At 37.8% G+C, this 12812-nt stretch carries 14 protein-coding genes; all 14 read right to left on the bottom strand.

Annotated features, from left to right (window positions below; all coding sequences use genetic code 11):
- On the bottom strand, positions 1-159 hold a 159-nt coding region (gene cysS, locus KA531_03320), incomplete at its 3' end, for a cysteine--tRNA ligase (protein ID MBP6005902.1).
- Positions 134-1156: a DHH family phosphoesterase gene (locus KA531_03325; protein ID MBP6005903.1), complete on the bottom strand. Its 1023-nt coding sequence runs from the start codon at positions 1154-1156 to the stop codon at positions 134-136. The genes cysS and KA531_03325, both read right to left, overlap by 26 nt.
- Before the next feature lie 74 nt (positions 1157-1230).
- Positions 1231-1818 carry a recombination protein RecR gene (gene recR / locus KA531_03330; protein MBP6005904.1) on the bottom strand — a complete coding sequence of 196 codons (588 nt, stop codon included), beginning with the start codon at positions 1816-1818 and terminating at the stop codon, positions 1231-1233.
- Positions 1819-1835: 17 nt separating this feature from the next.
- Entirely contained in the window at positions 1836-2129 is a 294-nt protein-coding gene (locus KA531_03335) for a YbaB/EbfC family nucleoid-associated protein (GenBank protein ID MBP6005905.1), read from the bottom strand.
- 89 nt (positions 2130-2218) lie between these two features.
- On the bottom strand, positions 2219-2557 hold the full coding sequence (locus KA531_03340) for a hypothetical protein (protein ID MBP6005906.1): 339 nt from the start codon (positions 2555-2557) through the stop codon (positions 2219-2221).
- Between the two features lie 33 nt (positions 2558-2590).
- Positions 2591-3325 carry a glycosyltransferase gene (locus KA531_03345; protein ID MBP6005907.1) on the bottom strand — a complete coding sequence of 245 codons (735 nt, stop codon included), beginning with the start codon at positions 3323-3325 and terminating at the stop codon, positions 2591-2593.
- Between the two features lie 6 nt (positions 3326-3331).
- Complete coding sequence (locus KA531_03350) at positions 3332-4831, bottom strand: hypothetical protein (protein ID MBP6005908.1); 1500 nt, start codon at positions 4829-4831, stop codon at positions 3332-3334.
- Entirely contained in the window at positions 4815-5261 is a 447-nt protein-coding gene (locus tag KA531_03355) for a GtrA family protein (protein MBP6005909.1), read from the bottom strand. The genes KA531_03350 and KA531_03355 overlap by 17 nt, the downstream gene beginning before the upstream one ends.
- A complete protein-coding gene (dnaB, locus tag KA531_03360; protein MBP6005910.1) occupies positions 5258-6610 on the bottom strand; it encodes a replicative DNA helicase in 1353 nt (450 codons plus the stop codon). The genes KA531_03355 and dnaB overlap by 4 nt, the downstream gene beginning before the upstream one ends.
- Positions 6611-6612: 2 nt before the next feature.
- The gene (gene dnaX, locus KA531_03365; protein MBP6005911.1) at positions 6613-8073 is read right to left on the bottom strand and encodes a DNA polymerase III subunit gamma/tau; all 1461 of its coding nucleotides are present in this window, start codon (positions 8071-8073) and stop codon (positions 6613-6615) included.
- Positions 8074-8218: 145 nt separating this feature from the next.
- A complete protein-coding gene (locus tag KA531_03370) occupies positions 8219-9955 on the bottom strand; it encodes a penicillin-binding protein 2 (protein ID MBP6005912.1) in 1737 nt (578 codons plus the stop codon).
- A 13-nt stretch (positions 9956-9968) separates the two neighbouring features.
- The gene (locus KA531_03375) at positions 9969-10289 is read right to left on the bottom strand and encodes a hypothetical protein (GenBank protein MBP6005913.1); all 321 of its coding nucleotides are present in this window, start codon (positions 10287-10289) and stop codon (positions 9969-9971) included.
- A 180-nt stretch (positions 10290-10469) separates the two neighbouring features.
- Positions 10470-11378, bottom strand: a complete 909-nt coding sequence (rsmH, locus tag KA531_03380) for a 16S rRNA (cytosine(1402)-N(4))-methyltransferase RsmH (GenBank protein MBP6005914.1) — start codon at positions 11376-11378, stop codon at positions 10470-10472.
- A 567-nt stretch (positions 11379-11945) separates the two neighbouring features.
- Positions 11946-12812: hypothetical protein (locus KA531_03385; protein MBP6005915.1), on the bottom strand; the 867-nt coding region annotated here is incomplete at its 5' end.

The following is a 12812-nucleotide window of genomic DNA, read 5'->3' on the forward strand; positions in this document are numbered from 1 at the left end:
GATTAAGATATCAGCAAATAAAAAACTCCGTAAGTTACCAATATGAGCATAATCATAGGGAGTTGGACCACAGTGGTAATAACGAACCTCGCTTGGGTCAATTGGTTCAAAGTCTTGGTAGGTATTACCTAAACTATTTTTTAATCTGAGCTTCTTCAATTCCTAGCTCTACTATTAATGTCTGATAAATCTGTTCAGCAGCTTGCTCGACTGTTTCGGGTCCGACCAATTTTGCCCCGGCTGCTACTTTGTGTCCACCTCCAGAAAACTTTTCTGCTACTTTACTGATATCATAATCCGTAGTCGAACGAAAGGAAATCTTATATTGATGAGTATCGACCTCAGACACTACAAATCGAATCTTAACACCTCTCAAATGATCAAGATGTGACATCACCCGGTGTGAGATATGGTGACCAGGATCAAGATCCTGAATATCACTATTATCAATATGAGCATAGGCGACAATTCCTCTTTTTATCACATTGCTAGACATGATTTTATGAAGCCTGGTCAGTGATACATGATCAAGAGCCTGACCCTCGATGAATTCTCGATACAACCGATGAGGATCTACCTGATATTGCATGAGTCGGGCAGCGGACGCATAGGCCCTGGCATCCGTATTGGCATTGACAAACCCAGCTGTATCTGAGTAGATACCAATCATGAGATATTCTGCTATCTGTTTATCAATCGGCCAATCCAGGGCTTCAATTATATCTAATACAAGAATTGTGTTTGAGGCTGCCTTAGGATCAATAATCATCAAATCCGTTTGCTCTTTCCCTCTCGAACCATGATGATCAATTGTTACCGTCTTAATATCTTCAAGCCAAGGGTTAGCTTGATAAGTTTTCTCAAACTGCTGCAATGAACCTGCATCCATATGAAACACCAGATCAAATCTCCCCCTAATCTGATCTAAGTTTCTGCTAAACTGACAGAGTTCATTACCTTTTATATAATTATATCCCGGATCATTACCTCTATCGCCATACCAAAAAACTTGTTTGTCCATTTGCTGCCAAACACTGAACAGGGCTAAGTTAGAACCAACACTATCTCCATCTGGGCTATCTGGTGCAACTATCAAGATGCCATTAGCATCCTTGATCATTTCTTGCAACTGATAAAGTATTCTCTTATCTAACATAAGAATAATTATAACATGCTATCAAGCCATCTAGGGACATTTATACCAGTTGATCGCTAATTTTTAATGATGGTTTAGATCAATTGACGATTTTCAATAGCTCGAATTAAAGTTAAGTGATCAGTATAATCTATATCTCCGCCCATTGGCATTCCCTGAGCTAGCTTACTAACCTTGAGATCAGAAAATCCTTCAAGAGCCTTGGCAATATAGAGTGCTGTAGTCTCACCATCCAAACTAGCATTGGTTCCTACTATTACCTCCTTAATTTGATGCATTTTGATCATATCTTGCAATAGATCAAATCTTAAATCTATTTCACTGACCCCATTTAGTGGTGAAACCAAACCATGCAATACAAAATATAATCCCCGATAGTTATTGGTCTTTTCGATTGCGATCAAATCCGTAGGACTCGACACAATCAATAATCGATCTGATTCACGCTTTGGATCCTGACAGATCTGGCAACTCGCTTGATCGGCATAATTTTGACAATATTTACAAACGTGCAACCCTTCTTCTAGATCGAGAATTGCCTGAGCAAGACTACGATAATCATCTTTGGCAATTGCTAGAGCCAATCTCTGTGCACTCCGATTGCCAATGCTTGGTAATCGATTCAACTCCTCAACAAGCTGTATTAAAACCCTTGGTAGCATTGATACTATACTCTACTCTAGAGACCAGGAATACCGAGCTTGTCCATACCGGGCATTGTCTTCATCTTTTCAGCGGCCTCTACCTGGACTTGGCTAAAAGCTTGATTGGTAGCAGACTTGATCCAATTTTCAATTGAGCTCTTGTTTTCCTCACTGAGAATACTGGGATCTAGATCTATACTCACAATCTTTTGTTCTCCATTGGCAGTAACCTTGACCTTGCCATCACCAGCCTCACCAGTCATTTCCAGCTTTTTAAGCTCTTTTTGTAATTTGCGCATTTGATTAATCATCTTAGCTTTATCAAACATTTTTCCTCCATCTTTTAATATTTGGTACTGATATCATATCACCAAAAATTGAGAATGTTAATTATTAGGAAGCTGAAATGCTAGGCGTCCTATGTGGATTTTTCTTGTAAATACACCGATAATCTTGGAACTATTTCCTCAAGCTCTTTAATACCCAATACTTGATATTGATTGACCATTGCATAGCCAACATTGACTATGCAGCCATCCCATTTTCCAGTACTTGGTTCAGTTCTAAAAAGCTTTATCTTTTGTGTACCTTCATCTGAAGGTAAGCTGATTTCATAGGCATCCTCGGATAGCTCTATAATCCCAACTACACCACCCTCTAACCTTATATCAGATACCAGGTTTGCAAGCCTACCTAAAAGATCTTGCCTAGTTGCATATGGGTCGGCCTGATGTTCATAATTCTGTCTTTCTGACATGTTCTGAAGTATACAATAAAATGACAATAAAATCTAGTTGTATTTTCCTTTAATGGAATTAAATCGAATCCGTAACATCTCTCCAAAGACATTAACTGCAATCCCAAGGGGATTGCTACCAGATATCTTACTCCCCTCTTGGATATCCTGCCAATCTTTGACCTCAATAATATCTATTCTGTAATGGTATTTTTTTGCAATGAATAGTATCTCCATATCAAAACCCCACCCATCCAAAGTTTGCTTATTAAAAACTAAATCAGCTATATCAGAGCGAAATAATTTAAATCCACACTGCGTATCCGCCAAATCTATCCTTAATACCGTCCTGGTAAGCAAATTACCAATGCCAGAGATCCAACGCCTCAAGCCCTTATGGCTAGTCAAAATATTGCGTACTCCGACTGCTAAATCACTATTCTGCTTAATCATCTCTCTGACTTCCAATAAATGATCCAAGGGAGTGGCAAAATCTGCATCCATGAAAAGTTTATAGTCTGCCTGATATTTAAGCATAGCAAGTTTGACCTGATAGCCCTTTCCCCTAACGGGTCCCGTAGAATAATATTCCAAGTGGTCTACTCTATCTATAGCTTCCTTCACCTGGGCTTTAGTGCCATCCGGACTATTAGCATCCGCTACCACTATCTGGTAGGAATCAAAACCATTCTCCTGCAAAAACTGATCGAGAATAATTAAATTATTCTTTATTACACCCGCCTCCTTGTAGGCTGGTATTATGATCAAAAGGTTTATTTTATTATTCATCAGCTATCATTTAATACTTACAAGATAATACAAGCTAATATTGGTCATGTCAGAATTAATCATCTCGACCCCTACCTGATCCTTGTACTCAAACTTAATCTGATCAATTAATAAATCATTGGATCCATCCTGGTAGGTGATATAAATTTGTTTTGCCTTAAGACCCTTCAATTCATCTATATTGCTCCCACGAATCTGATATTCAAAACCTTGATCACCAGCTAATGTCATTTTAGCATCCAGCAAATCAGGATTTGAATAATTATCTATTATAATTGGGTTATCGGGACGCAAATCTATCCACTGATTAGCTATCTGATTAAGGTCCTCCCGGTAAATCTGATAAGTAGCTTGACTCTCTGGCCACGCTAGAAATACCTGCTGATAGCTCAACCCAAACCAAACTACAAAGGTGCTAGCCACTAATCCATAAAAAGTCAATTTGATTATTCTGGATTCAAACTCATTGCCAATAATCAATAAAATCAGATTCAATCCATAGCCAGCCAATGGTATCAAGCTAACCAATATCACAATTAACCAACCGAAGCTTGATTCGATATTAAGTAAGCTTGCCAGGATCCAAAAACTAGCAATAACTATCAAATATAGTCTAAAAATCTGTTTATTTTGATACAAGCCAACCAAACCCACGATTGCTAGTACGCCTAGATTGAGCTCTACCACACTCAATTGGCCAAAATAATAACCTGTTTGATCTAGCCCATTAACAAATAAATTTGAAAATACCTCAATAATATTACCCAACCAGGCCAAGATTGGATTGGATTCAGAAAAAACTGTTTTGGATCCAAGACTTTGCCAATCAAATTTAGTTAATAAAAAAGTCCCCAATAATCCTATCAGTATAGATAAGAATAACAAACTCAGACCAAGATAACGCGCTCTATCCTGATACTTTTTGACAGTAAATATCTGATAACCCAATAGGATAGCTGAAATCAAGACTGGTATCAGGCCTACTAGATGTAATCCAATTGATAAACTAAGTAACAAGCCACAATAGACCCAACTAAATCTCGTTTGACCTAGACCTCTAATAATTACCAAGCATGCCAGTATTCCAAGTAATAGACTCAGACTTATTAACTCAATCATTGTAGCTAGTCTTGAGCTAATCACCAAACCAATCGCGATACTAGCAATCAAGCTACTATAGACCCCAACTCTAAAAGAAAATACCTTGACTGCCAGAATACCAACTAGTACAACAATTAAAATACCAACGATTGCTGATAGTAATCTTAATTGGATTATGCTGATCTGACCAAAAGAACTATGCCAAATCTGAATGACTCCGTACCATATTAGACCAAACCCTTTATCAAGATACTGACCCAAATCTTTATCAACAATCCAGAAACTTTCAGCTGGACTAACTAGATTGATATTATTAAGCTTAAATAATCTCAATACCACACCAGCAAAAGTGGATAGTCCAGTAATCATGATTAGAACCATTGATAACTTATTTTTTATAAACATAATACTTATAGCTTACAAAATTCCAAGCCATTAGTGCAATAGTTGCAATTGCTAGATTAATATTATCAACCAATCCTGTTATACCACCATGCCAATCAGTAATCATAGCAATCCAATCAATCAGATTATTGACCAACTCAGCACGAACTAAGGCCGAAAGTGTTAAATTGCGAACCACAAACAGCCCAAATAAGGTCGAAATAATAAACTTAATGCTAACCTCTCGACTAATCTTACTCTTGAAAGTTAGTTTAGAATTAAGAATCAGACTATTGACTAATGCTATTGCTCCAGAAATCAAAGCTGATTGATTAACACTAAGACTAGTAAATATCAGCATTAGATTATATAAGCCAAAATCAATTAAGGTATTACCGACTCCAACTATTCCAAACTTAATTGCTTGCCAGAATGTATTGCGACCAATCACTCCTGTCCTTCTTGTTTATATTTTCTATCAAGTGAACGAAAACTAGTGTTTTTGTCATTAAAATAAAGCTCTACTGACCCAGTCGGACCATTACGGTGTTTCCTCAAAAGAATATCTGCAATGCCAGGCTTCTCTGTCTCCTTTGGATTATAGTATTCATCTCTGTAGATAAACAATACGACATCGGCATCCTGTTCAATCGAACCAGATTCTCTCAAATCAGCCAGCTGGGGAATTTTTGGCTGACGACTCTCAACGGATCTGGAAAGCTGTGATAGTGCCAATACAGGTGCATTAATCTCTCTTGCCAAAGACTTTAGTCCACGAGAGATAGCTGATATCTCTTGAACCCTGTTCTCTTTGCTGCTTGCATGATTCATCAGCTGAAGGTAATCCACTATCACTAGCCCGAGCTTGCCTATCTCCATTTGTAACCTTCTTGCCTTGGTACGCATCTCCATTACATTAAGAGAGGGTGAATCATCTATATACAACGGAGCTTCAGCTAAATCTCCCATCACAGATGTAATCTTGGAAAAATCTTGATCATCCAAATTACCTGTCCGTAACTTCCAGCCTTCGATACCAGCTCGAGCAGCAATAATCCTATCCGTCAGCTGTTCTTGACTCATCTCTATGCTAAATATCAATACTGGTCGATGATAGTCACAGGCAATATTACTAGCTAAGCTTAAAGCCAAACTTGTTTTACCCATAGCTGGTCTAGCTGCCAGGATAATCAGATCAGAATCTTGGAATCCCGCCAACTTATCATCCAGATCTTTAAATCCAGTAGGAGTACCCCTGAGTTGCTCTTTATCTTTATGGAGGCTATCAAAACGATCCATACTCTGAGCCAAAATATCCCTGAGTCGAACTAGATCCTTCTTACCCTGATCTTCACTGATTGCAAATATCTTACTTTCGACTTGGTCTAGCAACCCACCAATATCATCTTGGGAGTTATCAATAGCCATTGCTGTAATATCCTGACCAGTTTTGATCAACTTACGCAAGATAAACTTCTGGTTGATTAGCTCAGCATACCTCAAGGCATGAGAAGACGTAGGCACCTTATCAACCAACTCAGTCAGATAAACTGATCCTCCTACCTGCTCAAGTAGGTTATGATCCTTGAGATAATCTGTAAGAGTAATCAGATCAATTGGCAAATGCCTATCATAGAGTTCGAGCATCGCTCCAAAAATCATCTGGTGTCTGGCATCATAGAATGCTTCAGCACTCAAGATATCCGCGATTTTGATCAGGTTGTCTTTATCGAGCAATACTGCACCAAGTAAACTCTCTTCAGCCTCAATACTATTAGGTGGAACTTTTAATGTTGCCATTACTAACTCGTAGCCTCTAGACTAAAGATCTCCTTGGCAATACTAAAAATATCTTGAGTAGAATCCTGATCATTATTACCAACCTGCTGATCATCACCAGCAAGAAGTCCGACTTCTATCTGATCAGCCTGATAACCAAGTTGAGATAACCCATTAATAATAATTTCCTGCTTATCACGATCTTCGAGTTGTTGATGATAAAACTTAAACTTTGTCTGGATAATCAACTTCTTACCTTCAAGATTTAGTCTGGACTGCTTAATAATAGCTGCTAAAGAATTGTATTTTATTGACAGTAAATCTGCTAATCTAGCTGGATCAAAGTCTTCTGAAATCCGAGGCATCACTCTCGCTGGTTGATCCTGACCTAAACTAATATCTACACTATCAGGACTAACCTTATCCTGTATTGTTTGACCTATTTGGCTAGTCTTTGCATCGTCATTAGGCTGAGGCTTTTTTTCTTGATTTTGATCATCGGGTTGTAATTGATTCAAAGATGGACTTTTGAGATATCTCCAGATTGCCATTTCCAGAGGTAAGCTCGGATGATCAATTAGTTTGAAATCCATCTCAGCACTAATTAATAAATCTAGTAGTTCTATCAACTGATACTCTGAATTGATCATTAATTTTTCCCTAAGATGTTCGATTAATTGGCTATTCAATTGACGAGGATCTGCTCCACGCTCAATTAGACTAGCCAAAAAACTAATCGATGCAAAATCTTGACTAATAATTAATTTTGTCAGCTTTTCTAGATCAGCTGGCTTAATAAATCCGTAAAAATCCAACAAAAAATCTAAGTCTACTATTTGACCAAAACCTGACACTTGATCAAGTATTCCAATAGCATCACGCATCCCACCCAAAGCAAGCTTGGCAATATATGCCAGAGCAGGCTGATCAATTTTGATCTGTTCTTGATCAGCAATCCAACTCAACCTTTGTTCAATTAGCTCAGTACTGATTGGCTGAAAATCAAACCTCTGAGTCCGAGAAATAATTGTATCTGGCAATTTATGAACTTCTGTAGTAGCTAAAATAAAAATCACATAACTAGGTGGTTCTTCAAGAGTCTTAAGCAAAGCATTAAATGCCTCCTTGGTCAACATATGTACTTCATCAATAATATATACCTTATATCTAAGGTTAGTTGGCTGAAGCTGAACCTTCTCTTTTAGGATTCGAATCTCATCTATTCCTCGATTGCTAGCAGCATCTATTTCAGTGATATCTACATAACTTTCAAGATTAGCATCAGATTCAAGCTGATTAACCATCCGAGCAAAAATCCTAGCAACAGAAGTCTTCCCCGTACCTCTAGGCCCCGAGAATAAATAAGCATGACCAATCCTGGACTTATTGATAGCTCCACTCAGAGCCGAAATAATTGATGTCTGACCAGATAGATCTTCAAAAGATTTTGATCGATATTTACGATATAGCGCTACCCTCTCCATACCGTGTTATCTTAGCATATAGCTAGATTAAAATAAAACTAAAATTTTGATTTAAAGAATATCGACTAAATAATTCTTGGTAATCCCCGACTTTCGCCTGGAAGGGATTACTGATAATCCAGAAATCAGAATCTTGTAGCTCAAATTATACTGGGGCAATCTGATAATAATCCAAAAGTTTCTTGGCTAATTCGGCAAAAGCCTTTGCCGATGTTGAAGCTGAATAACCTTGGCTAGATGGTACTCGCAGTCTAACTAGAATAATAAACCTTGAGTCGGGATCACTATGAAACCCAATAAAAGTGTGATTGTACTGATCAGTACGATACCCACCTTGACCATCTGGTACCTGAGCAGTGCCAGTCTTGCCAGCTATCTTATAGCCTGGTATCACTGCATTATATCCACTAGCAGTTGGACTAACCACCGCTTCCATCATAACTTTTACCTGCTCAACTACTGCTGGGTCTACTACATTATCTTCTACTCTTGGCTCAAATTTCTTTTGCTTGTCATCTGGATAGATTACAGAATCTACAAGATAAGGTCTGACAAGTTTACCTCCATTAGCAAAAATAGCTAAAGCTCTAATCATCTGCAAGCTAGTCACAGAAATCCCTTGACCAAAGGTCATATTGGCATAATCAAAAGCACTAGCATCAATTGACTTAACTATCCCAAGCTGATCACTAAATTCACCAAAAATATCAATGTCGGTCTTCTGACCAAAACCAACCTTACTGATAAAATCCCTAAAAACAGTCTTGGCTTGTTGATTGATCTCAGGGTAAGCACCTCCCAAGTGCTGAAGAATCCAAGTTACACCAGTATTGAGAGAGTTACGTAAAACATCAACCATTGCCACGAGTCCATAACTCTTCTGCTCGGCATTATTAATAGTTTGACCATCGACTACAACACTACCAGAATCAAAATAAGTATTATTAGCTGATACTAAACCAGACTCTAAGCCAGCGGCCATAGTCAAGGGCTTGAATACAGAACCGGGCTCATAGATATCTGAAACAACTGGATTGATATAAGCTTGATCCGAATCAACATTACCATAATTATTCGGGTCATAATTTGGGAGATTAACCATTGCATTAATCTTTCCTGTATCTGGCTCCATTACCACTATCTGACCTTCGAAAGCTTGATGCTTTTCCATGTACTTTGCCAATATATCATTACTCCAAGACTGAATATTACGATCAATTGTTAGATAAACATCTCCACCATCTACTGGATCTACCAAGATATTATCCCTAGAAGCTAAAGAGATACCCTGATTATCCTTAACGGCCTTAACTAGACCCGGAGTACCTGCCAAAACATCATTCCAATACTGCTCTATTCCATATTGTCCAACTCCATCTGAATTAACAAATCCACTAATCCCCGAGAATAATCCAGCTTCACCATAATACCGACTCTCACTATCTTCCATAATCAACCCTTCTACTCCTAGTAGCTCTAGCTCCTCAATTTGATTAAGTGTCAACCTGTCACTAAGCAATACATAACGATTACCGTTATATGTCAACTTTTCAATCAAATCAGCTTTTGTTTGACCAAGAATTGTCGAAAGTTTATCCGCCAATAAGTCAATATCTTTAATTACTTTTGGGTCAATTCTTAATTGCTTAACGGCTTGATTCTGAGCAATAGCAAAACCCTGCTCTCCCTCATTTAGTAAAATCCTACCCCTCTTGGCTAAAATAGTCTGTCGCTTAGTCTGCTGGTTAGCTGCAGCCTTTAAATATTTCTGATTTTCAAAAACTTGAATAATAATCAAGCGATAGACTACTATAGCAAAAATTACAAAAATTGCTGCTATCCAGATATTTATACGTCTTGAAAGGTTATATCTGGTAGTCATTAAATATTCCGTCTTAGCTCTTTATAAACTGTGGATCTGCAGGAACCATATCATTGGCAACCTTACTCTCCTTGATTGTCTGGATAGACTGAAGTCTAGTTGCCTCTACTTGATACAATTGGTTTTCTCCCTTTAGCTCACTTAGTTCTTTTTCTAGCATTGCAGCTCGATAGTTAAATACATCCAATTTTGTTGCCTGATTAATATAAATCAAAGATAACCCAACAATTACCAGGCTTAGTATGGCATATTTACGATATGCTCCTAGATTAAATAGTTGTTGATGATGTACCGTATTAGTATTGCGACGATATGCTATAGTAGCGGTCGACATAGTTTCTCTCTCCTTATTTGTTTTTGTTTTTATTGAGCGAGGTGTCGTATTGGATTAACCAATACGACACCCTTCTCGACTTATCTGACTACTCTTACTTGAAGAGTGACAGCCCTTGGGCTTAAATCTTTTACAGCTATTGCCATAAAGACCTCCTATTTTAGCTACCAATCAAGTTAATTACTTGGTTGGTATTTTTTTTGTTTTTATTATTGCTCGCAATTTTGCACTACGAGCTCTCGGATTGTTGACGATTTGATTTTGATTAGGCACTATCGGACGTTTGGTTAAGAGACTAACTTTTGCTGGGTCTATCTCTCGACCAAGAATATCTAATCTTGCCTCTGATAATTCTCTAAACTTTCTTTTGACCCTTCGATCCTCTAGGGATTGAAAACTGATTATTGCTCCAATACCACCTGGAGTAAGCATCTCTATTAGGTTTTCTAATAATTGATCCAAGGCTTTCAATTCATCATTGACAGCTATCCTGATAGCCTGATAGATCAAAACTTGGACTTTCGGTCTAGATAACCAGTATTTTTGGGTTGCTTGGTTGAGATCTTTGACCGTTATAATTGGCCCTTTTTGCCTATAGGCAATAATCCCCTTAGCAATACTTCGAGCAAACCGTAGCTCTCCATATTCTCTGAATATCTCAGTAAGTCTCTGCTCAGTTGCTTCTTCCAGCAATTCTACTGCACTGATACCAGCAGTCTGATCCATTCTCATATCTAGCCTTTGACCAGAATCAAGATAGCTAAAACCTCGATCGGCAATATCCAATTGAGGTGAAGATACCCCAAGATCAGCTAAGATTAAATCAAACTGTCCCAAGCCAGGATCGTAATCCCTAAAATTCTGCTTAACGATCTCAACGGATGAGTTTGATCCAAACTTTTGTTTAAGCTTACCAATTGCATAACTATCTTGATCTACAAGTACTGCTAGCTCAGGTCTAAATTTCTCTATCAGCGCCTGGCTATGCCCCCCATAGCCAGCAGTCAAATCAAGTATAGACCGAACAGATTTCAACCCCGACGCAAGACCAATTACTTGTTCCAATAAAACGGGTTGATGTTCAATCATATAGCAAGATTAAACCAAAATTAACCGAATGGAGTCAAGTATGAAGCATCAAATGGGTTTGTTACCTCAGCTTATCTCTGAGTGTTTTATTGAGACCACCTTTTTAGCAGTCAGCTATTTGTTTTTGTTTTTGTTTTTTTATTATAGAAAAAATTCTACAAAATAATTTAACTAAAAATAGTTGCTTTTTAAAAGTGAGGTGGAAGTGTTCATATAAATGAAAAATGTACCTAGAGCCAGTTTGTAAGTGCGCCCTACTGATGCACTTACTGACTGCCAAACAGGTGATCTCAAATCCAGCTGAATCCACTATATCTATCCCTTACTTTTATCTAAGGGCTTAGATAGTAGCCTTTCTGTATCGAACTTATTCCATCCAAGTCTATAAATATAAACTATGATGGAATAGATTTTTGATTTTTGTTTTTATTTTTTTTAAATGTTCTCTTTTCAAATTTGGCTATCAATTAGCCTAAAAAGCTTATCTCTATTATAGTACCTTAAATGGACTAGGTAAAGACTAGTAGTCAAAATGTCGATAATGATCACGACATGATATAAACCAAACTATAGACGATCACTACTAGTTTTTTTCCACAGGAATCTTTTAATTGATATCAAACAATACCAACCAACCCCTACCCCAAGAAGCAAGACCATGCCTAGTCCATATCGACCTGCTCTAGGTAGTTTATAGTTGGTTGGTTCAAAATTATTTGGCTGGGCTACAGTAGTGCCCAAAACCTGCCCACTTGACTGCTGGTTATCTTGATTTGATGCCACTGGGGTATTTGGAGAATCAGACTGGTTTTGATTGGACTTATAATAACCTATCGGATTAAATTGATAAACCTCAGGTCTCAATACTTCCAGTGTCTGATTTTCATACCCGCCATATGGTTCAGTAGTCAGGCTCATATCAATAGGATAGTTATTAGAAGTTTGGTCTATTATTACCTGAAATTGTCCTATTTGGCTGGTAGCATACTGATACCAGCCATTGTCAGTGATTTGATATTGGGTTGATCCATCAGGCAGTTTGATCACCACCCCCAGATTATCGATACCAATTTCACCATTATCTTGGTGACCATTATTATTGCTATCAATAAAGACAAATCCTGACAAGTAGCTTTGACCCAACCCCTGATCAATCAAGCTACTAATGACCTGATCGGCATCGTCCTCACCAAAATCAAAGTTATTATAAACCGAATCAATATCCAATTGATCAGCAGCTATTACTTCTGCTTGATTGAGATACTTATCTTTGGGTTGATTGACCTCGACAAGTAGTTTGATATTGACAGTTTGATTTGCAGGAATAGCTGGAATTGACCAAATATTATTCATCTGATCATAGCTACCAGTGCTAGCCTGATAATCTACCATTTCCATACCTGCAGGCAAACAATCTTTGATCTGTATATTATC

The sequence above is a fragment of the Candidatus Saccharibacteria bacterium genome, from assembly GCA_017983775.1.
Lineage (GTDB): Bacteria > Patescibacteriota > Saccharimonadia > JAGOAT01 > JAGOAT01 > JAGOAT01.